The organism is Prevotella sp. P5-92, from assembly GCF_002251245.1.
Taxonomy (GTDB): Bacteria; Bacteroidota; Bacteroidia; order Bacteroidales; family Bacteroidaceae; genus Prevotella.
Genome location: NZ_NPJG01000062.1, coordinates 1 through 23,741 on the forward strand (window position 1 = coordinate 1; position 23,741 = coordinate 23,741).

Genomic DNA, 23,741 nt, shown 5'->3' on the forward strand with positions numbered 1-23,741 from the left:
ATTTTTGATAATATTTAAATAAATCTGCTCCATCACATGGATTTCAATCCAATATAAGCGGTCGGGTTAGTATCAGTTCACCAGACAGCTGCCGTCAATCCGATATCGAATCCGCCGAATCCCGGTCGCGCATCCAGTTTCCATTTCCAAGTGCGAAGATAGTCATTTATTTTCAACTGAGCAAGTCATTGCGAGAATAACTTTTCTCGATTAACATTTTTTATTATACGCTTGTATTTCCTCAGTTCCAAACTACCCCGAAATACTTCTCTAACTACAAAAAAATATTTCTCTAACTACAAAAATTAATTTCTCTAACTACAAAAAAAAAATCTCTCCTGTTAGAGAGATTTCATTGGTCTGAAATCATACTGTTTTTCTGTTAACTGTTTTTAAACAAAAACAATCACATAAACAGATAAACAGTTAAACAGTTTTATTTTTAACTATCCCTTTTTGTAAAAAAATTACTTATATTATAAATTCGGGTGTCCATTTACCGGCATGTCGTTATCTTTCTCTGTCACTGCCACTATGCGCCAAGGTGTCTGGAAGTTGTTTCCTGTGGTGCGTGAGATGAAGTCCTCGGTGGAGGTGACATACCGCTGCTGTCGCCATGATGATAGCAGACTAAAGGCCTTGCCAAAAGAAGGGATGGCAAGAAGAAAGGAAATAAGTACGATAGTTGTTTTTTTCATACAGATATATGTTTCAAGGCGTATTTAAGTTTTCGGCTGAAAAGTTACCTCTTTTTCCTTAAAACCAATGCCAAAATAATACCGTTCCATGCAAAAATCGTCCAAAACCCGTTAATTTCTCCCGATTATTTCATTTCTGAAGGAGTTTTCAGTGTTAATGAAGTAAGGTAGTATCAAAAAAACATAAAATGCTTTGTCACTCGGATTATTATTAGTAATTTTGCGGCATGATTGCATTAAATGGAAAGGATATCGTTATGAACAAAGTCAAACAACTGCCATACGGGGTGTCAGACTTCGAGTACGTAATGAGGGATAATCTTTATTACGTTGACAAGACCATGTATATACAAATCTATTCAGATATCTCTTGGCAGCATTGATATTTTATAATAATGAATAAGATTATCGACTGTTTCAAGCAGGCGGCGCCTGTCTCATGGAAAAGCACAAAATGGTTGCTGAAACTGATGATACCCATATCGTTGGCAATCACTCTCATGCAGCATTTCGGAGTGCTCGCATGGATTGCCACATGGATCAACCCTCTGTTCGTCCACTTCGGACTGCCAGGAGAGTCGGCCGTGGCTTTTATCTCTGGTGCCACGGCGGGGACTTATGCTGGCATTGCCGCTATGATGTCCATACCGTTGACTATGAAGCAGGCTTCTATCTTGGCACTGATGATTGCCCTGTGCCATGCCCTGCCAATGGAATGTGCCGTAAACCAGAAGACGGGCTCGTCGTTCTGGAAGATGGGGGCGATACGCCTTATTATGGCCATTGTGTGCGCACTGATTCTCAACGTCTTACTACCCAATATGCCAGGGAAATATATCTACCTCGGCGCTGAGGCAGACAGCGGCTTCACCGAGGTGATGACCACCTGGGCTGTGTCACAGATAAAGATGTCGCTGATGGTGGCTCTCATCATCTTCACGCTGATGGTAGTGCAGCGAATGCTCGAAGCCTATCGCCTACTCGACCCGCTGTCGCGCTTGCTGTCGCCGCTGATGAGGTTGTTCGGATTGCCAAGACATGCGTCATACATGTGGCTCGTGGGAAACGTCCTTGGCATAAGCTACGGCTCGGCAGTGATGCTGGAACTGGAGGAAAAAGGTGTCATCACGCGTGAGGAAGCCAACGACGTCAACTATCATCTCATCATGAACCACTCGCTACTCGAGGACACCATCGTCTTCGCAGCCACAGGCATCTCCGCCGTCCTCATCGTCGCCACCCGCATCAGCTTCGCCCTCATATTAGTGTGGGGAAGGAGAATGGCAACTGCCTTCAGGAAATTATAGGGTTATCGATACTGATTTACCTTTATAACCAATCGGTTTGACGATGTCAGAACCAGCAAGTCGCACGTTGAACTTGCGTTGCTGCAACATTCCTGGGAACGTGCCCTGACAGTCGCCGATGGTCAGTGTGCGGCTCTTGTCGTTCCACTTCATCTCGATGGTAGAGTACATGCCACGCTCGTAGTTGTAGTTGTCGCCCTCGTCCTCGTAGAGGGTGAAGACGGCGTCAGAGCCTGGATAGACGATGATGTCGAGATTGTCCCATTGGCTCTGCTGGGCATACTGCATCACCGGGGCAAGGGGAAGGATTGTTCCTGCCTTGACAAACATTGCCGTGCGGTCGATAGCCGTAGCAAGTGTTACGTTACGACCACCCTTATGAAGCTTCTCCGAATAGAACTCGTACCAGTCGGCTCCCTTCGGCAGATATTTCGTTACCGTCTTCTCCTCAGAGAAATCAATCTTTCCATCTTTCCATTTTTCATTCTTTACTTCTTTCTTGTCCCATCCGCTCATGGCATCCTCCTTGAATATCTTCTCCTCGGTATATTGGGGGTCGAGGATTGGTGTGGCAAGTATTGAGCGACCGAACATAAACTCGTCGCCCATGTTCCATGTGTTCTTGTCAGAGGCAAAGTCGTAGGTCAAGGCACGCAGATAGCTCTCGTCGGCTGATGTCACCTGCCATGCCGTGCTATAGATGTAAGGCAGCAGACGGTAGCGCAGACGAATGGTGCTCTCTATGGCGTCATATATCGGCTCTCCCTTCTTGCCAAACTGATAGATCTCGCGCGGAGCGTCGGCACCATGACTGCGGAAGACGGGGCAGAAGAGGCCATACTGCATCCAACGCACATACAGTTCCTGATACTGAGGGTTGCGTGGTGCGGAGCCGGCGCCATTGTTGTTGTATGACCCGCAGAAGAATCCGCCGATGTCGGTATTGAAGTTCGGACAGCCTGTCATCGTGTAGTTCAGGCCAGCGGGAACCTGCTTGCGAAGCATGTCCCATGTCGAGGCCACATCGCCCGACCATAGTCCTGCACCGTAGTGTTGCTGACCAGCAAAGGCAGAGCGCGTCATGATAAACACACGCTTGTCGGCAGACGCCTTGCGCTGGTTGGCATAGATGCCCTTGACGGTGGCAAGGGGGAAGAGGTTGCGCACGCCGCGCCACGAGCCCATAGTGGTCTTGTAGTCGTAGTCGCTCTCGCGCGGATTGAAGAAGTCGGGGTCTGTGGAGTCCATCCACCAGGCGTCGATGCCATAGTCGAAGAGCCGTTTCAGGTGGTCCCAATATATCTGACGGGCCACTGGGCTGTAGGCGTCATACACCTTTACGCCCGATGGATAGTCCATGCGTGGTGGCCAGAGATGTGAAAGTCCGCTCTGCGGCCATGTCTCTATCGGCAGAAGCAGATTCTTCTCGGCAAGTTTGCCAAACTGCTGGGTCTGAGGACCAAAGCTTGCCCAGATAGAAATCATGATGTGTGCGTTCTGCTTGTGGACGCGGTCTATCATCTGCTTGCCGTCGGTAAACTGCTCTGAGAGGAAGTCCATGGCATTCCACAGATAGTTGTTGCCCCAGTACTGCCAGTCCTGGATGATTCCGTCTAATGGCACCTGAAGGCGACGATGTTTATCGACCACCTCGAGCAGTTCCTTCGACGACTTGTAACGCTCGCGACACTGCCAGAATCCGTATGTCCACAATGGGAACATCGGCACGTCGCCAGTCAGCTGACGTATGCAGGCGTTCACTCCGTCGGCGTTCTTGCCGTACATGAAATAGTAGTCGGCACAGTCGCCAACCTCTGCCTTGAAGGTCATGCCCTGCGCGTTGTCGTCAAACTGCGAGCAGGAGTAGTTGTCCCAATAGATACCCCAACCCTTTACCGACTGGATGATGTTTTGGAAGTCCTCAAGGTTCGACTGCTCGATACGCTTCGAGAGACCGCGGCGGTTCAGTTTGCCGTCTTGTACAGTGCCAAGACCGTAGATAGCCTCGTCTTTGTCGAGCTGGTAGGTCATCGATACTATGTAGCGACCTTTGTCGGTACCCTTAGTACGGGTCTCAAAGGCAGTTGCCTTTTCCTTGAGAAGAGGCTTGCCATTGGCGGCGAAGGAGAGGAGGCCGGTGCGTCGGTCGATGGTGACGGCGAGTGACGTGGACTTCAACCTTACTGCTGAAGCTGTGGAGCTGACCGCGACAGAGAGTGAAGATTCAGGTGACATGGTCACTACCTCGCTCTTCATCTCCGTAGTCTTGGTGCCCACCGGGGCTTTTGTCACTCGAATGATGTCGGGGCTGTAGAAGGTGACATTGATGTTCATGTCAGCTGCTGTCAGCTCCACGCCATTAGTCTTTTGGGCATTTGCCGCAACTACTGTCAGTGCCGCAAATAATGTAGTTAGTATCCTTTTCATAAATAATTATTTGGTTCTCATTTTCTTTCTGCTTTCCACCAGTCGAAGTTAAACAGGTTACGACGTTGCTTGTCGCTTCCCTTAAACACGAAATACAGGTCGTGGACACCTGTGCAGCGAGTAAGACCAGTCTTAAACTCCTGATATTTGAACTTGGTGTTTGGTATGTCGATAATGCCAGCCTTCCATCCGTCAACATCATCAAGTCGCACCTCTATCCTGCCGCCATAAAGTAGCGCGGAACATGAGACGGTGAGCGAGGCGGCTCCCTTGTCTCCGAAATCAACGCCCCGCACAAGGATATACTCGCCATCATCAATATCAGTAACGAAGAGTGTCTCGTTCCATGGTCCCGACGGGTTCGCCCTTGTGGTTTTCAGTCCGTAGCCCCAAGCCATCGTTTCTGCCTCCACACGTCGATAAGGGTTGAAATGTCCCACTTGTTCCAGCTTGCAGTCGATGAAATAAGGCAACTCCTTGATTGTCCCGTCGCTATTATATGTCATTTCGGCAGCAGATACTGAACGGCGTTCGGCATGGCGGCTCGTCTCAAGACGGAAGATATCGTAGTTCAGTCCGAAACAATACCACTTGCCCTTATACTCTATCACGCCAGGGTGATTGCCTCTTGTCCTTGGCGTGTGGTCCATGATGTGTCCCTTATGTTCCCATGGTCCCGTTGGCGACTTGCTCATGGCATAGCCAATGCCCTCTGGGCAACATGTAGAGGCGAAGGCAAGGTAATACCAATCGCCACGTTTCCAGAACCACGGACCTTCCTGATAGTCTTCTATTTGACTCATTGTCATTATCTCCCCCTTGGTTGAGATCATGTCTTCTGCAAGTTCAACACAATACGTATGTGGATTGCCCCAGTACATATAAGCCCTTCCGTCGTCGTCAATCCATACTGACGGGTCGATGTCGTCCCAGTGTTCCTGTCGCCATACAAGTGGCTTGCCTAACGGATCCTTAAACGGGCCGTAAGGCGAGTCGGCAACAAGCACGCCGATCCCGTGTCCGTGAATGGGGCAATACATGTACCATTTGCCATTACGCTCAACGACACATTCCGCCCACGCGCCGTTGTCGCCCTTATACCATGGGAAATCCTTTAGCGAAGCCACTACCCCATGGTCCTGCCAGTTCACCATGTCGGTCGAGGTGTAAAGCAGCCAGTCTTTCATCTTAAATCCCTCTGCGTCGTCCTCGTCATGGGTCGTATATAGATAGATGGTGTCTCCATGCACGTATGGTGCAGGGTCGGCAGTGTACTTTGTTTGAATCAATGGCATATTCAACACCTCTTGTGCTGCGGCTGCAATGCTCATTCCCACCGCAAGAATGAATAATAATAATTTCTTTGGTTCTTTCATATTTATAATATCTTTGATTAAGATACGAAGGTAATATGTTTTGGGAATAGATTGCAAAGATAACGTTTCTTTCCCACAATACCAAGCATCACCCAAATCTTTTAGACTTTTTTAAGAGATGTATAAGCGTCATGGAAGTATTCTCATGGGTATTATGTCTTCTATAGAAAGCATAAATTATATGAAATATGCAGTCTATAGAAGACATATTTTGCCAAAAGCTTGGAGAATCCAGCTTTTTGTTGTACCAAAATCTTTTCTTACCAGCATATTTAACGAACATAGGAGATGCCGCGACTCGCGGCCATGCAATCCTGGCATGGGCACGGCGAGTCGCCGCGACTCCTATAAATAAAGGTACATCAAATTGGAGACCCTAGTTAATTATTAATTATTTTAATTCCATTCTTAATGACAAGCCCTTTCACTCTATTCTGCTCTACACCTCTAAGGTCATAGATGCGCTCACTGTCTTTTGTATCTACTATAGCAGATTTCAGAGATGTCGGAGTGGCGATGTTCTTGAATTCCTTCCACACCTCGGCATTGCGATAGGCCTGCTCCGAGCCTTCGGGCACGATGAGCGTTGCCTGCTCTGTGACAGGCGACTGGAATGCCTCCGCCTCTGCCGTCGGCGGCTCAGTGGCGAGCACTTCCACCACGCAGATGTTGTCACAACCGGCGAACGCCTTGGCTCCTACGAAGTTGCATGTGGCGGGCAGACGCACCTCAGTGAGGCTCGCGTTGTCGGCAAATGCCTCCCAAATGATGTTTCGCAGCGATGTGTGCGAGAGGTCGGCTTTCTTCAGGCTTGTGCCGCGGAACACCCAGTTGCCTATGCACTCCAAAGTCTCGGGGAAATCAATCTCCTCCAAGGCAGAGCATCCGTTGAAGAGTTCGTTTTCTAAGGCAATTAGGTTCTTGGGGAGCTCGACGCTCTTGAGACTTGTGCAACCAGTGAACAGTCCCGGATGGATTATCTGCAAGTCCTCGGGGAAGGTCACCTTCTCCAATCCTGTACATTCATAGAAAGCATACGGATGGACTTCTACGCTGTCTGGAATAACGATTTCCTTAAGGTAGATACATCCTATGAATGCCTTAAGACCCAAACTCCGCAAGCCTTCGGGGAGGACAATCTTCTCAAAGTCGTTATCTAAAAAAGCCTTTTCGTCTATGTATTTCAGTGTTGACGGTAGCGATACCTCTGTGGCATAATTCATCTGGAAACTGCCCGGACCTATGTATTCCACACCTTCGGGTATGACGATATTCTTCCATTCACACCCACTGAAGGCAACATTCTTAATCCTTCTCACACTGCCCGGAATGACGATACCGTTTGGCAATACACTGGCCTCAAACGCCTGCGTTTCAATAGTTTCCAATCCTTCGGGCAAGACAAACCTCTCATATGGCACCGCATTTGTTCGGAAAGCGCCCCTTCCGATGTGCTTTACACTTTGTGGCAGCACCACCTCTGCGGGAAGATGCGTCCCACTGAATGCGAATTTACCTATCGACTCAAGCCCATCCGGGAAATTCACCTTTCCCAATTTTTCGCATCGATAAAAAGCTTCATCAGGAATCACTTTCAGTCCCTCCGGCAACGAAACCTCCTCTAATTCCGATTGGATGAATACTCTATCGCCTAACTCCTCTAAAGTGGAAGGCAGGATGGCCTTTTTCAAGGTAGAAAGGATGAAGTTCTCATTGCCGATGCGCCTCAGCCCTTCCGGGAAGTCCATACGGTTCACTCTTCGGTAGAATCCAAAGGCATAGTCACCTATCTCGGTAACGTCGGAAGGCAGCACAAAGGTGCTATCGACAATGGCCGACTTAGATACATTGAGCAATGTCCTTCCGTCACGGTTTTTGCAGTATAACACGGTGTCGGCAGTCATTTCCAACGACGGGTTGCCCTCGGCAATGACGATTTCCTTCACATTGTCTGCCAAGTAGATAGGATTTCCTGTAAAGTCAGTAGCCGTTGAGGGAAAGCTGATTGTTTCTAACTTCTCGCATCTATTAAAGATGCCTGAACCAATCTTTGTCACACCCTCCGGGATAACAGCCTCCTTCAGTTGGGAGTAATCGAAAGCCTCATCGCCTATTTCCGTGACGTTACTACCACTGAGGAAATCTAAATTGGTGAGTCCTGAATAGGCAAAAGCGCTATTGGGTATGGATGTCAAAGATGAAGGCAGCACTACTTTCTTCAGTCTTACGGTTTGATAGAAGGCATATTTCCCTATTTCCGTCACCTTATCCGGGATGACCAACTCTTCAATGTGTGTAAAGCCGAATGCATAGTCTCCTATCCTTGTCAGATTTGCAGGAAAGTGAATTTCCTTCAGCCCCTTTCTCATGTAGAAAAAGCTATCTGGCAGCTCGGTGATATGATCGGGTAAGGTGAACGATGTAATCTTGCCACCCGGTAGTACATTTCCAAACACATATTTTCCCAACGTCTCTATCGACTCTGGCAATGTGGATATTGTTATATTGGCACATCCGCAAAAAGCCCGATCGCCAAGATGCTGCAGCGTGGATGGCAGCTTCGCCAACTCAAGGTTGACGCAATTCATGAATGCCGCCTCGCCTATCGACTCCAGTCCCTCGGGCAGGTTGATGCTTTTGATTTTTGTTTTGCAGAAAGCACTGTTGCCAATTCTCTTGATGGTTTTGGGCAGAACCACCTCACTGCAGCCCTGTGAATAAACACATCCATCGAAATACAGGAAGTTGTCGCCGATGGCGGTAACGGTATAAGCGTTCCCATCCTTTGCCACAAATGTCTCCGGCACGGTTATCGTGCCGCTTGTCTCCACGTGGTATGTTCCCGCCACCTCTGCCGTCATCGTCTCATCGTCGCAGAGGAATGTAAGTGTATTACCATAGTGGTAGAACTTCTTAGCTTCGACGTCAGTGAGATTCATCGCCACCAACGCTAAAATAATCATAATGGTCTTTCTCATAGTACATCAAATTGGACACCCTAGTTAATTATTAATTATTTTAATTCCATTCTTAATGACAAGCCCTTTCACTCTATTCTGCTCTACACCTCTGAGGTCATAGATGCGCTCATGGTTGGTGGGGGAGTTAACGGTGATGCCGTCAATGGCGGTGGTGATGCCGCTGATGTTGAAGAACTCCTTCCAGTAATCGGCACTCTTGTATGCCTCAATAGTCTGCTGCAGTGGCCTGACCACCGCAGCAGTATTGTCTGCTTCATTTACCAAGTAGAACAAATAGTCCAAACGGGAAGGATTGTTCTCTGCATTTGCGCTTGCCATTGAAGATAAAGCAATTACCTTGCCGTTCTGGTCGTGAACCTCGAAACTGCGAGTGAGCGCCTCATTAAAAGTGTAGGTCTTGCTCTCGTCAATCGTCACACCCTGCTTCTTTGTGCATGCAAAGGCAAAGCCATACTTGCATGGCAACTTCTGCAGATATCATCATCTATTATTGTCATGTCGAATCCAATTTTTCTTCTCAGGCAAAGGCTTCACGTTGTTCAGGCTGAAGCGGTAGTTGTGCATTGCCTTCAGCTTGGCCTCTACACCTTCCTCGCTCTCTTCCTCTTCATCGCCATCACCATATTCGCCGAAGATGTCAAGCTCATAGTCGGCGGGGCTCAGAGAGAACGGATGAACCTGACTGGTGAGCAGCCAGCGGTCCCAACCAGTCACTTTGCTGAACTCCAAGGTGCAGTAGGTGTCGGCGAATGTTGATGGCCATGAGCCTCTGAAGGCATCGTCCTGGTGGGCTGCCAAATAATCGCTTATGTCATATATTTCATCCGACTCCTCAAAGCCGTAATAAGACGAATAGTTGCCATCCTTTTCATATATGCGGAGATACCACGGCTCAAGCCTCCATAACTCCTCGTTGATGGACCAACCAACCTTCGAATATCCGCCGTCGGCACCCATCAATACGCTGTGGTCGATGGCGAAGTCATGGCGTGTGAAGTATGGACTTGTGGCTGTGCTGACGATGGTGTTGTCGTGGGCCGACTGGTAACGATAATACAAGTCTTGCGGGAAAGAGTCGTCCAATAACGACAAGATGTCATCGACATAGTTCTTTAACAGGTAGCTTGAAGTGCTGTTGAGAACTCGGAAGGTCCAGTTGCGGGTGACACTTTCAATTATATACTTTTCATCCTCGGTGCCATTCTGGTAGAGGTCGCACAGGCTGCTGGTAAACTCCTTCAGCACGCTGCCGTATGCGTCGAGCATGCTGCTACGGGTTACGGTAACGTCGTTGTAATTACCGCAATTGTAGTAGTCCCAGAACTTTACGAGGCGGTCGGGATATTGGCTCAGCGCACTCTCGAGGTTGTCGTTCGAGCCAAGCAGCTCCAACAGTGCCTGATAGTCGCCGCCAACGCCGGGAACGAGGAAGGTGGAGGCGATGAAGTAGTCGGTCTGGTTCTTCAGTTCATAGAGATACTCCAACGAGTTCATAAGACAGGCGTCGAAGTAGAGGGCGTCGAAGTGGACGTTGGCTCTCTGCAGGGCATACTTCAGCGAATGTACGCTGAACGACGTTCCGTAGGTAGCCTCGTTCATGATGTCGCGCGTCTTGTTGTACTGAAGGTCGTAATGTGGCATGTAGCCGCCGCCGTGGTCAGAAAGTACGAGGATGTACTTCTTGGCGGGGTATTCCTTCACGGCCCAGTTGATGAAGTTGGTGAGCGAGTCGGGGTTGGCGTAGTCGCTCTCCATTGGACCATATACCTTGTCGTTGGCAAACGACTCTATAATGTTCTTTCCCTTCTCGAGGGCGAAGCGGTAGGTTTGGCCCTTGTAGTCGGCAAACGACTTCTGTCCCGCCTCGACAGGCGTGTCGGCGAGGGTGTATTGCGAATAGACGGAGTCGGCAAAAGCCGGCGAGAACTTGTAGCTTATCACAACATTGCCCTTGTCGGCAAAGTCGCCGTAGGCCTGAATCATGTCGTTGATGTTGCCTGCCACGATGTCGCCGTCGAGCACGCTGCTTCCGTAATTGGAGCCGCCTCCCATGCCGTAGAACAGCAGGGTGTATTCGGCCTGTTCCTTTTCAGGCGGGGTTATGGGTGTGTCAGACGGGTTGTCACTCACTGTACATGACGCCATGAGCAGGGCAATGGCAATCATTGGAAAAAAAAGAATCTGTTTCATATTATTTTAGTATTTTAATTTAGATTTCTAAGAACGCATGGCTTTACCGCCGTACTCCAAATAAATTAGAAGGATAACTCCACAAGTCAGCCGCATGAATCACACTCTCCCCCCCAGCCAAGCACAGGAGGAGACAAAGAATGATAAGTTGTAATTTTGTCTTCATAATATATTTGTTTTTAAATTTATTAATTTTGGCGGCAAAGTTACGAAAAAACTTTGAAAGTCGTTGGTCAAAAAAGCAAAACTTTGGTCAATAAAGAAAAATTTCGGTCAATAAAGAAAATCATCGGTCAATAAAGTTAAAAGTGACCTAATCCCTAATTCCTACTTCCCCAAGAATTCCCTCATTGTGTTCTGATAGAGGTTTCCGTAGTTGTCAGCATTGTATATCGTGACGTGCGAACCGAGAGTTCCTGTGAACGCCACGTTGTAGAGGTCGCGGAGAGATGTCGCAGGGTCGGAATACAGACGGGAGATGATGGACGATGTGAAGCGGTTGGTAAGATAGACATTATAGGGGGCATACCACAGGTCGGCCTTCGACGACTCGTTGGCATTGGCTGCCGTCATCACGAGCAGTCCGGGAATGCCCTCGCACTCCTTTGCCACTCCGCCTGAATAGCATGCCTCAACTATCCACATCATCTTGCGGAACCGCTGCTCGTCGCTCATCTTCTGCAGTATGCGCGCCATCTGCTTACCCGACACATGGTCGATGTCGCCAAGGGCAAGTCCTGCCGGCATGCCGTGACTACTCCAGAAGAAGAGCACGTTGTCGCCTGCGCCACTGTCGAGGACTATGGGGTGGGCAGCGTCCGCCTTGCCCGAGAAGATGACGGCAAGGTCATTATATGTTATGTCCTCAAGGCGGTAGTCAACGACAACGTTCTTATACAGGTTGTCGCCATCCACCGAGCGGCGCACCACTCCCTTCTCGGGATTGTTGGCGTTCTGCGCGAGGTCGTCAGCCATGATGAGTATGATGTCGTCGTCGCTATAGCCCGAATTGCGGAGCATCTGGTAGTATTCGAGCGCATCGGCCTGGAAACGGTAGTTCTCCCAACCGCCCGAACCGGCAATGATGACCGCCTTGTTGCCCGTGAGGGCAGGATAGCCAATGTCGGACATGTGCTCGTCGAACTGCTGCTGGTAGGTCTTGTTCCATTCCCAGCTGACTATGGGAGACGAGGAGTGCTCGCCCTCGGAACGCTTCATATAGTTGAGCGAGAGGAACTGTCCCTCATACACCATCCAGAAGTCGTAGGTGGAATGGGTGATGAGCGTGTAGTTCTTGGGATCGAAATCGAGCTTGCCCACGGCACCGCTCACCTCGGGTACACCGCCCTCGGCAATCGTCTCGAAAGCCTGCTTCATGTTGCCCGACATCCATCCGCCCTGACTGTCGGAGTGGTAGTAGAGCAGGGTGCCGACGGCATAGTTGAGGTTGTCGAGATTATGCACTTCGTCATAACGGCTTGCAAGACAGGTGAGCATGATGGCATCATACAGCTCGGCATCGCCATGGATGGGAGCCTCGCCGAAGCGAGATTTATACACCACGCCAAAGCCCGAAGCGGGGTCAGCCACAAGGTTGAGTCCCACAAGTCCCTCGTTCTTCAGCATGGCGGGCTCGTAGGCACGGTCGGTGAAGAAAGGTACAGAGAGCAACTGCAATGTCAACAATGCTCAGCTTTGAATTGAGATACAACTTCTTCTCTTCCATAGTTTTGGGTAGCTGCGAGGCAATATGCTTCTCGCGAATCTGCTTGGTAGTCTTAATCATACTATTTTCATCTAAGATGATTGATTCATTGTCATCATTTGGGGATTCCGACGTATAATAGATATCGGTTTCTTCCCCGGGTTCTTCATTTGGCTGTGTCCTTACCGAGAGCATTCTTAACACCTTGTGCCTGCTTGCCATCTTAAACACAATCAACCACAGAAACATTCCTGTCACATTGAATACAGTCTCGCTTATCCATGTGGTAAACTCGAACGCTATTGAATAAAGAATGTGAGAGGCAAAGAAGGCATAACAGGCGAAAAGCACCCACAGGACATCTATTCTTTCTGTATAAGAATAGGTGTTGAACATCCTCTTCCTGTACCTGATTACGAAGATATGCATATAGATAACCGTGGTGACTGATATGGAGTATGCCAATATGGATGCAGCAAGGCATACTTCTTCATGCGGGAATAACATATACAAAGGTATAAACGCTGCCTGACATGCCATTGCACTGTACATCTGTTTATTGGTCACTATGCCTGGATTAGCCACTTCAAGGAAGAACCTGGCTATCACGGGAAGGTAAACCATGTCTATGATGCCTGCCAAATCGTTGAGATACTCTGAGTATTTCCAGTCATAAAGCAGGAAGACCATATCTTTCAGATAACAGACTGCCAACAATATGGATGAAAGATTCAGCAGGCGCATCATACAGTTGCGTCTTCGATATTTCCAGAGAATGATGCTCCAGAAGAAGAAGAACATAGTGGTAGCACCACGCATAAAATGGGCCAAAGCCTCAAGAGTGTATATTTCGTATGTCATACCAACAATGACTTAGACTAGAAAAAGTAGTCACTTTAGGAGGCAAAAGAAGTGACAATATAACCAATTAAGTTTAACTCTCCAAAAAGTGACAACCTTTTTCAGTTGAGGTCAGTAACAATAATCCTTATTGGGATTAAAGACTGCTACTTAGATGTTTTTACCAATTATCTGAGCATCTTCTTCAGTGATAAGCCCCCGTAAAAGGGCATCTCTCAAATCTGCCTTGGTATTGTACTCAACGCCTTTGTAAACATAACCACCAGACACTGATTGCAATTCGTCGTCGGCAACCAATTTCTTTTTAATATCTTTTTCGTTCATAATTCATTAAATTTAAAAAGTTGTAGTGCAAAGATAGTAATATTTTTCAATAGTAGTTAGCCAAAACGAGAAAATTTTCATGGTTTCACCTTTTTTTATTAAATCACGACTTGTTTTCCCGATTTGTCCACTTTTAAACTTCAGGAACTAACATTCCTGTACTTTCGGAAATGAATCATAGGGCTCTATCTGTTTATCAGCAACGACATCCTGAAAAATCAAATTTTAGTACACAGCGCTGCAAATGAAAACCGTAAAGTGCTGACCTGTCCCCTGTACCGTGCGAACCGCAAAAAGGAGTGATTTTTCACTCCCTTTTTTCGTGCCCTTTGGCGTCTGCCTTCCATTCGTATTCTACTCCTACAGAAGTTTATTGATGCTCGAATCAGTCAGAATCCAAGGGCCGAAAGGATGGCGGTCAGGGTGGTGAGAGCGATGTTTATGATGACACTCCATTTGTTTTTATTCTCGTTGGTCATTGTTGTGATTTTTCTTTATTTTCTGCGTAATGTAACTGTCTATGCCAAAGATACTTCCGCAGTAGATGAGGATTTGGGCGAAGATGTAGAGGATTGCGCTGATGTCGGCACGTGAATAGACGCAGCCGTGGGTGGCGATGTGCTTGGCGAACTTCTCGATGGTCATCACGTCGGCATACTGCGCGATGGCGAAAGCATTCTGCTTCTCGGTAGCCACGAGAGCCACATCCTCAGGCGAAGGAGTCTGACCAGCCTTCTCAGCTGCCTTGATGCGTGACTTTGCCTGATTGATGTCAAAGAGGTTAGCGTTCACGCTACGCATTACGATGCTGTAGTTGATCATAGTCGTTGATCGTTTATCTTTCGCCATCAGAGCCATCGTACTGCCCTGTGGCGGAGCAAAAAAATGTGTGCCATTTTCTTATCCTAAATTTTTCCGTCTCTTATGACCGGCGCCAGTCATAAATTAAGACCACCTTCGGTGATAAGTGATGACAGAAATGAGGTATCACTCAAATCTGCTGCAAAGGTACGACATTTTGCCTGATTCTGCAATACTTTTCCCGAAGGTCCATCGTCAGTTTCCCGACACTTGTGATGAAGGTTTATGGTTTAGAGTTTTAGTTCTGGTGAACTTGTTGAATCTATGGTTTATGGATTTGTCTCTTGAAAAACGAAAATGACCATAATGACCAATGACCAAATGACCACAACTCTTCACTTTTCACTCTTCACTTTTCACTTTGAGCATAGCGAGACGCGGTCATTAAGGTCATTGGTCATTAAGGTCAAAAAGGATTTCGCGCTCTCTTTCCGACTCACTATATAAATATAATTTTAATTATATTTATATAGTGGCACTGAAAACGCATCCCCGAAACGAAAATGACCAAAATGACCAATGACCAAATGACCACATTTTGTGGAGATTTATGGCTTCAATCCGTATGGCAGTCATCGTTATCGTCATCGTACGAAGTTGGTCATTAAGGTCAAAAAGGATTTCACACTCTCTTTCCGACTCACTATATAAAATATAATTTTAATTATATTTATATAGTGGCACTGAAAACATATCCCCGAAACGAAAATGACCAAAATGACTTTGACCAAAATGACCACTTTGACATACGATAACGATTTTCGCTCAACACAGGCTCGAAACGTGACACCATAATGTCCCAAATTACCTGCTACTTCGTGACAAGTCCAGCCCTCACACCAGCGTTTTTGTTAAATTCTGCGTTAAAATCTCAATAATCATAGATTATTTGAGAAAGTTTTACTATATTTGCACTCTTAAATTGGATAAATCCGCACTTTAACACACCGAGCATCATCATGGATAAAAGCCGAATCATAGCATACACCGTAGCCGTAGTGAGCGAGTTTGCACTTGCCCACAACATGACTGCACAGGAAGCCTTCCGCTACCTCTACGCCTCACCTCTGTATGAGCGTCTGGCCGACGAGAGCACCAAACTCTGTCAGCTGGGAGCCAACCCGCTGTATGGGGAGGTGGAGTAGTGATACCCTGACGCTTAACATTTCGTTCACCGTTAACGAAGACAAGACAGATAGAAAATCAAAGCAACAGCAAAACTTCATTATTATGTGGAGAGTCATCGATACGTTATTCTCAAAGGCAGTACGATAAAATCTGTAGATGGTTCAAGTTGCCCTAAGGGGTTGATTTCTCTTAGAAATGACATTCTCCAGGATGCAAAAAAGTCGTACATAAATGGCGAGGTTGCAGAGTTACTTCAAGATGTAGAGATTCCTTTTACCTCACCGTCATCTGCTGGTAGCTTCTGTACTGGAGCTGCTTGCCAAGGAACAGAAGCCTGGGTTGATAAAGACGGAAAGAAATACCCTACAGAATGGTGGCAAGAAGAAAAATAAGAAACAACTATGATAACCGAAATGAAAAACAGAATACGAGCCCTCGTTCAGAAATACGAGCAGGGCAAGGATGTATATCGCACAGCGCGTTTCAATGAAACTCAGGTGCGAAACGAGTTCCTTGACCCATTGTTCGAGATTCTTGGATGGGACATTCGCAATGCGGCAGGCAAGAACACAAATGAGCGTGAAGTGTTGTTGGAAGAACCTCTGAAAGCAAATGCTGCTTCCCATACCAAGAAGCCTGACTACACTTTTCGTCTATTTGGCGAACGCAAGTTTTTCCTTGAAGCAAAGAAGGAAATCCATCACAAAAAGAGGTTCCCTTCTGGACATTCCACAAAGGTTGCTAACGATAAATAGAGTATGAACAACGAGGATAAAGGACAGATAGTTCTCTTCCAGACAGAGGATGGACATACGAAACTTGAAGTGCAGCTTCAGGACGAAACGGTGTGGCTGACCATCGACCAAATGGCAGAGCTGTTTCAGCGTAACCGTTCGACCATCAGTCGTCACATCAAACGTATTTACGACGACGGTGAACTAAGCAAAGACACGACGTGTGCAAAATTTGCATGCGTCGTAAACCGAGGCATCCGCGGCATGGTCGATGACGAGCTGGATTTCTACAACCTCGACATGATTATCTCTGTCGGCTATCGTGTCCACTCCCACCGAGGCGTGCAGTTTCGCATGTGGGCAACAGCCGTGCTGAAGGAATACCTCAAGAAGGGATTTGTGCTGAACGATGAACTGCTGAAACGTGCAGGCGGTGGCAACTATTTCGACGAGTTGCTCGAACGCATTCGTGACATCCGCAGTAGCGAGAAAATCTTCTACCGCAAGGTGCTCGCCATCTATGCCACCAGCATCGACTACGACCCTCGCGTTGAGACCACCCAGCTCTTCTTCAAGACTGTACAGAACAAGATGCACTTCTCTGCCCACGGTCACACGGCAGCAGAGGTCATCTATGAGCGCGCCGATGCCGAGAAGGACTTCATGGGGCTCACCTCATGGACAGGACCTCTGCCTCGACGCACGGATGCTGAAATAGCCAAGAACTACCTCAGTGCAGACGAAGTCGATACGTTGAACCGCATCGTCAACCTCTACCTCGAATTTGCCGAACTCCAAGCCAAGGCGCACATTCCGATGTACATGAAGGATTGGGTGCAGAAGCTCGATGATTTCCTTCGCCTCAGCAACCGCGAACTCCTCACCCATGCCGGCAAGATAAGTGCTGAAATTGCCAAACAGAAAGCCGATGCAGAATATGACAAGTTCCGCGAGCGAACCAAATACGAGTTGTCTCCTGTCGAAATACACTTCATCGACCAGTTTGAAGCCGAACAGAAACGGATAAAAGATAATGGTAAGAAATAGAAGTTTCACCGTGCCACAATCGTTAGTTAGCATGTACCATTTGGAAGAATACACTCGTCCGATGGTTGGAAGAAGCGTACAAGTGAACAGCCTTTGTTTCACTAAACGTGACAGGAAAGCCAACGTAGCTTCTGAGGCAAAAGCTCATCTTCTGGTATTTACTCCTGATGCCAAAGAGAGCATCTACAGCTAAGTTTCCTCGACCTCTTTGACCAATACGAACTTGAACCAATCACGGAGAACTGCATGGTTCGCGAGGATATTGAGATTGAATACGGCACGAAGCATACTCATCGTCAATTACCTATTGACCTCACCAAGAACCTCCTTATCTGCAACGTCAAGAAGGACAATTGGGAGCAGTACCTTGATGGCTCTGCCAAGATTTACTACACCGGCAAGAAGTTCCCGACTACGGTTGCGCTCAACAAACTATATTACTTCATGCCGTACCTCTCGGGCAAGGGCATCCGCGACCTCTACTACATCAAGATTGCACGCCTTGGCTACCGCAAGGAAGGTCAAGAGAATGAGGACAAGAACGACCTCCGACTGGTGTTCGAGATAGAGCGTGTCGGTCAGCTTTTCGATGACTACAAGAAAGTGAAGCTTGATATTTGGCGCACGTTTACGGACACCACGATGGAGGAAATAATAAAAATATAGAAACAATGATAACAATCGACGAAATACGCGCCATGCTGCTGGACGTTGAGAACGACCGTGTAGAGCGCACCATCTCCACGACCAATACCGACAAGTTTGGTCAGGCTATCTGTGCCTTTGCCAATGACCCTCTATTAATACATAGTTATATCGATTAAAACGCAACGTTACATTTCAACAAGTGTGACGTTCCGTTTCCATAATCCTAACGTTACGTTCCCCGAAGCCTGACTTGCCATCATTCCAACCCGTCGGGGATAAGATTAATCCCCGAATCACGTTTATTCTGAAACTACAACATCATAGAGTCGACAGAGTCGTTGGACAAGGCTGTGAAAAAGCTAAATAATAGAAGATTTTACTCAAAAAAGAAGAATAATAAAAGAATAAGTTATATCTTTGCAGCAAAAAACAAGAGACGACATGAAGAAGATTATCAACCCTTGGGAAGGAATGCCAGGCTACAACTGCATAGGCTGTTCGCCCGACCATCCCTTCGGATTCCATCTCCACTTCTATGAGGATGGGGAAGACATAGTGAGCCAATGGCAACCCACGCCCGACTTCCAGGGATGGGTGAACACACTGCACGGAGGAATACAAGCCCTGCTGCTCGACGAGATATGCGGATGGGTGGTGACACGCAAGCTACAGACTGCCGGTGTGACTTCGCGCATGGAGACAAGATACAAGCGACCGGTGTCAACATCCGACACCATGCTAACCCTGCGTGCACATATCGTGGAGCAAAGGCGCAACATTATAACCATTGAAGCCACACTCTCCGACTCTACTGGAAAGGTATGCACCGAAGCCACCTGCACCTATTTCGCCTTCCCAAAAGAAAAGGCTGAGCGCGACATGCACTTCAAGGAGTGTGCGACAGAGGAAGAATAACCTTGACCTTATTAGGTCTTAACTTATGACCAGCATCGGTTTTTGTAAGTAATCGAGTGGACAAAGGGTTATTTTGAATGGAACCAACAAATTGTCAGGAAGTGGGTAGTGATGTTTCTGTAAATTTCGTATCTTTGCAGCAGAAAATAAAAGCATAGTGAATATGAGAAAAAAAATATGGATTCTGATGATGCTGCCAGCAATGGCGCAGGCGCAGACTCTTGAAGAATGTCAGCGAGCGGCAGAACAGAATTATCCGCTCATCAGACAGTATGGACTGATAGAGAAAACCACCAGCCTCAACGTGGCAAACATCCAAAAGGGATGGTTGCCACAAGTGACTGCCTCGGCACAAGCAACACTGCAGACCGACGTGACGGCTTTTCCCGACAAACTTCAGACGGTATTTCAGCAGACGGGCATCACTATGGATGGACTGAAAAAGGACCAGTATCGTGTAGGCATCGATGTGCAGCAGACTGTGTATGACGCTGGAAACATCAAGAGCCAAAAGGAGATAGCCCGCCGGCAAGGCGAACTGCAGTCGCGACAGAACGAGGTGACGATGTATAATGTGCGCAGGAGGGTGAACGAGATGTATTTCTCGCTGTTGCTCGTGGACGAACAGATACGGTTGAATGCCGACCTGCAGACGGTGCTGGAAGGCAACGAGAAGAAACTGGCTGCCATGCTTAAAGGCGGCACGGCATCAGAGAGCGACTGGCAGAACGTGAAGGCAGAGCGGCTGAACGTGGTGCAGAAGATGACTGGCCTGCAGTCGCAACGCACGGCACTTGCGAGGATGCTATCCATATTCTGTGGCATTGAAGTGAATGGTTTGGTTAAGCCGGAAATGCCGGAAAACATGAACCCCTCTATTAACCTTCGCCCGGAACTGAAGGCTCTCGATGCCCAATTGAGACTGACTGATGCCCAGGAAAGGGCTTTAGATGCCGCCATGATGCCACGGCTTGGGGTGTTTGCCCAAGGTTATTTTGGCTATCCCGGTTATAATATGTTTGAGGACATGATGAGCCGCAAGTTCTCGTGGAACGGGATGATCGGAGCAAGACTGACATGGAACATAGGTGCTCTATATACCCGCAAAAACGACAAGGCGAAACTTCAAGTGCAGCGTGAGACCACCGAGGTGAACCGCGAACGTTTTCTCTTCGACAACAATTTGGAACAAATAGAACAGAACGAGAATATCTCGCGCTATCGCCAAATGATGACCGACGACGAGGAAATCATTTCCCTACGCTCGTCGATACGCAAGGCGGCGGAATCCAAACTTGCCCACGGTATTATCGATGTGAACGACCTTGTAAGAGAGATTAACAGCGAAAACAAGGCACGAGTGGAACAATGCATCCACGAGATTGAGATGCTGAAGGAGATTTACGATCTAAAGATTACAATAGGAGAATAAAAATAAGAAATATCGGAGATATGAAAAAAATTATAGCGATGGCAAGTGTAACACTTGTGCTTAATGCCTGCGGGAACAAAGAGCGCGAATATGACGCAACGGGAGTATTTGAAGCCACTGAGACTACTGTCTATGCCGAGCAGACGGGAGCCTTGTTGATGTTCAATGTCGAGGAGGGTGACATCGTGGGACGGAACAAGGAGGTAGGACTCATCGACACCACACAGTTGTGGCTGAAGATACAACAGACAGAAGCAATGAAAAACGTATATCAGAGTCAGAAACCTGAGCAGGAGAAGCAGATAGCCGTAACTCGCCGGCAACTGGCAAAGGCAAAGCAAGACCAGCAGAGATACAAGGAACTGGTGGCTGACGGGGCCTCACCGGCAAAGATGCTTGACGATGCCAATAGCCAGGTGGACGTGTTGCAGCGGCAGCTTGACGCACAGTTGTCGTCGCTCAGGGTGACCACCAATGCTCTCGACAAGCAGATGGTAGCCACTGATGTTCAGGCAGACCAGTTGCGCGACCAGTTGCGCAAATGCCACATACTTGTTCCGGCAAAGGGCACGGTGATTGAGAAATATGTTGAGTGCGGCGAGTTTGTGTCTGCTGGTAAACCGCTCTTCAGGATGGCAGACACTGAGAATATGTTCATCCGTGCCTATGTCACCTCTGCACAGTTGAAGAACATAAAGACAGGTCAGAAAGCCACCGTGTTTGCCGACTATGGCAACGGCGAGAAGAAGGAGTACGAAGGACGGGTGACATGGATTTCAAGCCGTTCGGAGTTTACGCCTAAGACCATACTTACTGACGACGAGCGCGCCGACCTGGTATATGCCGTCAAGGTGGCGATTAAGGGCGACGGATTTGTGAAGATGGGAATGTACGGTGAGGTGCTATTCGCTTCTGAGAAACGAGATTAAAGAATTAAAGGTTTAAAGTCATTCCATGATTCATGTTGAGAATATATGCAAGACATTCGGCAAGGTGCAGGCTTTGGGCGATGTCTGTCTTGACGTAGGCAAGGGCGAGCTGTTCGGACTTATCGGTCCTGACGGTGCGGGGAAGACAACGCTCTTCCGCATACTTTGTACGCTGTTGCTTCCCGACAGGGGTAAGGCTTCGGTGGAGGGATTCGACGTGGTGAAAGACATGAAGGAGATTCGTCGGCGTGTAGGTTATATGCCAGGGCGGTTCTCTCTCTACCAGGACCTCACCGTGGAGGAAAACCTCCGGTTCTTCGCCTCGCTATTCGGCACCACCGTGGATGAGGGATATGACAGTATCAAGGCAATATACAGCCAGATAGAGCCTTTCCGCAAGCGCAGGGCAGGGGCACTCTCAGGAGGAATGAAGCAGAAGTTGGCATTGTCGTGCGCATTGGTACACCAACCCGATGTGCTCTTTCTCGACGAACCGACAACGGGCGTTGACCCTGTGAGCCGCAAAGAGTTCTGGGATATGCTCGCCATGCTCAAGGAGAGTGGAATCACAATAGTTGCCTCGACACCATATCTTGACGAGGTGAGGAGATGTGACAGGGTGGCTTTCCTAAAAGAAGGGAGCGTGCATGGTATAGATACGCCAGAGATAATACTCAACCGCTTTGCCGATGTATTCAATCCTCCCGGCATCGAGCGTGAAGGCGCAGCCATTATCAACAAGGAGGAAAACGTCATTGAGGTGGAGCATCTTGTAAAGGCTTTTGGCGATTTCCATGCAGTGGACGACATCAGTTTCAGTGTGCGCCGTGGCGAGATATTCGGATTCCTTGGAGCCAATGGTGCCGGCAAGACCACTGCCATGCACATCCTCACAGGACTTAACCAACCTACAAGTGGTTCGGGGCGGGTGGCTGGATTTGACATCTGCACGGAATATGAGGAGATAAAAAAGAATATCGGATACATGAGTCAGAGGTTCTCTCTTTATGAAGATCTCACCGTGGCAGAGAACATCCGACTCTTTGGAGGCATCTATGGCATGTCGGACAAAGAGATAGCCGGAAAGACCGAATCATTGCTGAACAAGTTGCAGTTTGCCGACCACAGGAACGACCTCGTTGGTTCGCTGCCTTTGGGTTGGAAACAGAAGCTCGCCTTTTCGGTAGCCATCTTCCACGAACCGAAGATAGTGTTTCTTGACGAACCGACTGGCGGTGTGGATCCTGCCACACGCCGACAGTTCTGGCAACTCATATATGAGGCTGCCCAACGTGGCATAACCGTCTTCGTCACCACCCACTATATGGACGAGGCTGAATATTGCGACCGCATCAGTATTATGGTGGATGGCAAGATAAGTGCCATGGGAACACCAGAGGAGCTAAAGCAACGGTTCAACCAGCCGGATATGGATCATGTGTTCACCTGTCTCGCAAGGGAGGCAAAGAGGGGAGATTGACTATTATGAAACAGTTTAAATCATTTGTAATAAAGGAAACGCGGCATATCCTGCGCGACAAGCGCACGATGCTCATACTCTTCGGTATGCCAGTGGTGATGATGCTGATATTCGGCTTCGCCATCACCACCGACGTGAAAAACGTGCGCACTGTGGTAGTGACATCGCAAATGGACCTGCAGACGCAAAGGGCTGTGGAGCGGATATCACAGTCGGAGTATTTCACCATCACACAAACAGTGGACAGACCCAAGGACGCAGAACATCTCATACGCAACCAAAAAGCGGATATGGCTATTGTGTTTGCTCCCGACTTTGCCTCTAAGCATAGAGGAATACAGATTATCGTGGATGGCGCCGACCCTAATATGGCACAGCAATGGACAAACTACGCCACCAATGTTATCACGAACATGCCGGGTGGTGTCGTCAATGCCAAATTACTGTCTAAAGTTTCCCACACCCACAGAAGCAGCTGTAGTGGGGATTGACTCTTTTAAAAATAGATATTAAACAATTAGCCTTTAGGTATTTCGCTCTTTCTGCTTAAAAAGCGTTAATCCATAGGTTTCTTTTTGAAATCTTGATCACATCTGAGAATGCGTTCCAAGTCTTGCCTTGTTTCTTCATCTGCCATAGCCCTCTCAAGCAGGTCATCCAGTGTGGAATCAAAGAGACTCGCAATTTTCTCAAGCAAT

23 protein-coding genes and 2 pseudogenes are annotated in these 23,741 nt (G+C 48.0%); 14 read left to right on the forward strand and 11 right to left on the reverse strand.

Translation table 11 applies throughout. The annotated features are described in order from the left end of the window. Nucleotides 1-476: 476 nt before the first annotated feature. Nucleotides 477-698, reverse strand: coding sequence for a hypothetical protein (locus CIK99_RS14885; RefSeq protein WP_144007919.1), 222 nt, complete (start codon nt 696-698; stop codon nt 477-479). Nucleotides 699-955: 257 nt separating this feature from the next. Here CIK99_RS14885 and CIK99_RS16045 point away from each other — a divergent pair, with 257 nt between their 5' ends. Then, a complete protein-coding gene (locus CIK99_RS16045; RefSeq protein ID WP_144007920.1) occupies nt 956-1,081 on the forward strand; it encodes an AAA family ATPase in 126 nt (41 codons plus the stop codon). A gap of 12 nt (nt 1,082-1,093) precedes the next feature. Beyond that, nucleotides 1,094-2,005: a nucleoside recognition domain-containing protein gene (locus CIK99_RS06620; protein ID WP_094380757.1), complete on the forward strand. Its 912-nt coding sequence runs from the start codon at nt 1,094-1,096 to the stop codon at nt 2,003-2,005. On the opposite strand, the gene CIK99_RS06625 is transcribed toward CIK99_RS06620, so the two are convergent. The 10 genes and pseudogenes from CIK99_RS06625 to CIK99_RS06660 form a co-directional block, all read right to left on the reverse strand. Continuing rightward, nucleotides 2,000-4,432, reverse strand: coding sequence for a TIM-barrel domain-containing protein (locus CIK99_RS06625; protein ID WP_094380758.1), 2,433 nt, complete (start codon nt 4,430-4,432; stop codon nt 2,000-2,002). The two genes, CIK99_RS06620 and CIK99_RS06625, sit on opposite strands and share 6 nt — an antisense overlap. A gap of 17 nt (nt 4,433-4,449) precedes the next feature. Next, nucleotides 4,450-5,808 carry a glycoside hydrolase family 43 protein gene (locus tag CIK99_RS06630; protein WP_173805329.1) on the reverse strand — a complete coding sequence of 453 codons (1,359 nt, stop codon included), beginning with the start codon at nt 5,806-5,808 and terminating at the stop codon, nt 4,450-4,452. Between the two features lie 380 nt (nt 5,809-6,188). Then, nucleotides 6,189-8,786, reverse strand: coding sequence for a leucine-rich repeat domain-containing protein (locus CIK99_RS06635; RefSeq protein WP_094380759.1), 2,598 nt, complete (start codon nt 8,784-8,786; stop codon nt 6,189-6,191). A gap of 24 nt (nt 8,787-8,810) precedes the next feature. Then, nucleotides 8,811-9,254: a hypothetical protein gene (locus CIK99_RS06640; RefSeq protein WP_094380760.1), complete on the reverse strand. Its 444-nt coding sequence runs from the start codon at nt 9,252-9,254 to the stop codon at nt 8,811-8,813. Between the two features lie 15 nt (nt 9,255-9,269). Beyond that, nucleotides 9,270-10,979, reverse strand: a complete 1,710-nt coding sequence (locus tag CIK99_RS06645; protein WP_094380761.1) for a clostripain-related cysteine peptidase — start codon at nt 10,977-10,979, stop codon at nt 9,270-9,272. Between the two features lie 327 nt (nt 10,980-11,306). Next, nucleotides 11,307-12,665, reverse strand: a complete 1,359-nt coding sequence (locus CIK99_RS06650; protein WP_216822790.1) for a C13 family peptidase — start codon at nt 12,663-12,665, stop codon at nt 11,307-11,309. Continuing rightward, a complete protein-coding gene (locus tag CIK99_RS06655) occupies nt 12,562-13,545 on the reverse strand; it encodes a hypothetical protein (protein ID WP_094380763.1) in 984 nt (327 codons plus the stop codon). Before CIK99_RS06655 ends, CIK99_RS06650 begins: the two co-directional genes overlap by 104 nt. Before the next feature lie 150 nt (nt 13,546-13,695). Next, nucleotides 13,696-13,869, reverse strand: coding sequence for a hypothetical protein (locus tag CIK99_RS15275; RefSeq protein WP_158215925.1), 174 nt, complete (start codon nt 13,867-13,869; stop codon nt 13,696-13,698). Nucleotides 13,870-14,258: 389 nt separating this feature from the next. Then, the gene (locus CIK99_RS15280; protein ID WP_158215926.1) at nt 14,259-14,348 is read right to left on the reverse strand and encodes a smalltalk protein; all 90 of its coding nucleotides are present in this window, start codon (nt 14,346-14,348) and stop codon (nt 14,259-14,261) included. Between the two features lie 88 nt (nt 14,349-14,436). Then, nucleotides 14,437-14,691 (reverse strand): annotated as a pseudogene (locus tag CIK99_RS06660) (DNA-binding protein); the annotation flags it as partial. A gap of 998 nt (nt 14,692-15,689) precedes the next feature. On the opposite strand from CIK99_RS06660, the gene CIK99_RS06665 reads away from it, so the two are divergent. The 12 genes and pseudogenes from CIK99_RS06665 to CIK99_RS06705 form a co-directional block, all read left to right on the forward strand. Beyond that, complete coding sequence (locus CIK99_RS06665; RefSeq protein ID WP_094380764.1) at nt 15,690-15,875, forward strand: DUF3791 domain-containing protein; 186 nt, start codon at nt 15,690-15,692, stop codon at nt 15,873-15,875. 87 nt (nt 15,876-15,962) lie between these two features. After that, complete coding sequence (locus CIK99_RS14895) at nt 15,963-16,250, forward strand: DUF4357 domain-containing protein (protein ID WP_158215927.1); 288 nt, start codon at nt 15,963-15,965, stop codon at nt 16,248-16,250. Between the two features lie 21 nt (nt 16,251-16,271). Next, nucleotides 16,272-16,613, forward strand: a complete 342-nt coding sequence (locus tag CIK99_RS06670; protein WP_216822791.1) for a hypothetical protein — start codon at nt 16,272-16,274, stop codon at nt 16,611-16,613. 3 nt (nt 16,614-16,616) lie between these two features. Continuing rightward, a complete protein-coding gene (locus tag CIK99_RS06675; protein ID WP_094380765.1) occupies nt 16,617-17,639 on the forward strand; it encodes a virulence RhuM family protein in 1,023 nt (340 codons plus the stop codon). Further along, a complete protein-coding gene (locus CIK99_RS14900; RefSeq protein WP_144007923.1) occupies nt 17,626-17,832 on the forward strand; it encodes a hypothetical protein in 207 nt (68 codons plus the stop codon). Before CIK99_RS06675 ends, CIK99_RS14900 begins: the two co-directional genes overlap by 14 nt. Before the next feature lie 53 nt (nt 17,833-17,885). Then, the gene (locus CIK99_RS06680) at nt 17,886-18,305 is read left to right on the forward strand and encodes a hypothetical protein (RefSeq protein WP_094380766.1); all 420 of its coding nucleotides are present in this window, start codon (nt 17,886-17,888) and stop codon (nt 18,303-18,305) included. 5 nt (nt 18,306-18,310) lie between these two features. Continuing rightward, entirely contained in the window at nt 18,311-18,463 is a 153-nt protein-coding gene (locus CIK99_RS14905; RefSeq protein ID WP_216822792.1) for a hypothetical protein, read from the forward strand. A 265-nt stretch (nt 18,464-18,728) separates the two neighbouring features. Beyond that, a complete protein-coding gene (locus CIK99_RS06685) occupies nt 18,729-19,202 on the forward strand; it encodes a PaaI family thioesterase (RefSeq protein ID WP_094380767.1) in 474 nt (157 codons plus the stop codon). Nucleotides 19,203-19,365: 163 nt separating this feature from the next. After that, on the forward strand, nt 19,366-20,634 hold the full coding sequence (locus tag CIK99_RS06690; protein ID WP_094380768.1) for a TolC family protein: 1,269 nt from the start codon (nt 19,366-19,368) through the stop codon (nt 20,632-20,634). A gap of 20 nt (nt 20,635-20,654) precedes the next feature. Then, nucleotides 20,655-21,563: an HlyD family secretion protein gene (locus tag CIK99_RS06695; RefSeq protein ID WP_094380769.1), complete on the forward strand. Its 909-nt coding sequence runs from the start codon at nt 20,655-20,657 to the stop codon at nt 21,561-21,563. Nucleotides 21,564-21,588: 25 nt separating this feature from the next. After that, nucleotides 21,589-23,043 carry an ATP-binding cassette domain-containing protein gene (locus CIK99_RS06700; protein ID WP_094380770.1) on the forward strand — a complete coding sequence of 485 codons (1,455 nt, stop codon included), beginning with the start codon at nt 21,589-21,591 and terminating at the stop codon, nt 23,041-23,043. 5 nt (nt 23,044-23,048) lie between these two features. Then, nucleotides 23,049-23,489 (forward strand): annotated as a pseudogene (locus CIK99_RS06705) (ABC transporter permease); the annotation flags it as partial. Between the last annotated feature and the right edge of the window lie 252 nt (nt 23,490-23,741).

Coding starts and splice junctions, on each gene's coding strand:
- CIK99_RS14885 (WP_144007919.1), bottom strand. CDS start 698: ATGAAAAAAACAACTATCGTACTTATTTCCTTTCTTCTTGCCATCCCT.
- CIK99_RS16045 (WP_144007920.1), top strand. CDS start 956: ATGAACAAAGTCAAACAACTGCCATACGGGGTGTCAGACTTCGAGTAC.
- CIK99_RS06620 (WP_094380757.1), top strand. CDS start 1,094: ATGAATAAGATTATCGACTGTTTCAAGCAGGCGGCGCCTGTCTCATGG.
- CIK99_RS06625 (WP_094380758.1), bottom strand. CDS start 4,432: ATGAAAAGGATACTAACTACATTATTTGCGGCACTGACAGTAGTTGCG.
- CIK99_RS06630 (WP_173805329.1), bottom strand. CDS start 5,808: ATGAAAGAACCAAAGAAATTATTATTATTCATTCTTGCGGTGGGAATG.
- CIK99_RS06635 (WP_094380759.1), bottom strand. CDS start 8,786: ATGAGAAAGACCATTATGATTATTTTAGCGTTGGTGGCGATGAATCTC.
- CIK99_RS06645 (WP_094380761.1), bottom strand. CDS start 10,979: ATGAAACAGATTCTTTTTTTTCCAATGATTGCCATTGCCCTGCTCATG.
- CIK99_RS06655 (WP_094380763.1), bottom strand. CDS start 13,545: ATGACATACGAAATATACACTCTTGAGGCTTTGGCCCATTTTATGCGT.
- CIK99_RS15275 (WP_158215925.1), bottom strand. CDS start 13,869: ATGAACGAAAAAGATATTAAAAAGAAATTGGTTGCCGACGACGAATTG.
- CIK99_RS15280 (WP_158215926.1), bottom strand. CDS start 14,348: ATGACCAACGAGAATAAAAACAAATGGAGTGTCATCATAAACATCGCT.
- CIK99_RS06665 (WP_094380764.1), top strand. CDS start 15,690: ATGGATAAAAGCCGAATCATAGCATACACCGTAGCCGTAGTGAGCGAG.
- CIK99_RS06670 (WP_216822791.1), top strand. CDS start 16,272: ATGAAAAACAGAATACGAGCCCTCGTTCAGAAATACGAGCAGGGCAAG.
- CIK99_RS06675 (WP_094380765.1), top strand. CDS start 16,617: ATGAACAACGAGGATAAAGGACAGATAGTTCTCTTCCAGACAGAGGAT.
- CIK99_RS14900 (WP_144007923.1), top strand. CDS start 17,626: ATGGTAAGAAATAGAAGTTTCACCGTGCCACAATCGTTAGTTAGCATG.
- CIK99_RS06680 (WP_094380766.1), top strand. CDS start 17,886: ATGGTTCGCGAGGATATTGAGATTGAATACGGCACGAAGCATACTCAT.
- CIK99_RS14905 (WP_216822792.1), top strand. CDS start 18,311: ATGATAACAATCGACGAAATACGCGCCATGCTGCTGGACGTTGAGAAC.
- CIK99_RS06685 (WP_094380767.1), top strand. CDS start 18,729: ATGAAGAAGATTATCAACCCTTGGGAAGGAATGCCAGGCTACAACTGC.
- CIK99_RS06690 (WP_094380768.1), top strand. CDS start 19,366: ATGAGAAAAAAAATATGGATTCTGATGATGCTGCCAGCAATGGCGCAG.
- CIK99_RS06695 (WP_094380769.1), top strand. CDS start 20,655: ATGAAAAAAATTATAGCGATGGCAAGTGTAACACTTGTGCTTAATGCC.
- CIK99_RS06700 (WP_094380770.1), top strand. CDS start 21,589: ATGATTCATGTTGAGAATATATGCAAGACATTCGGCAAGGTGCAGGCT.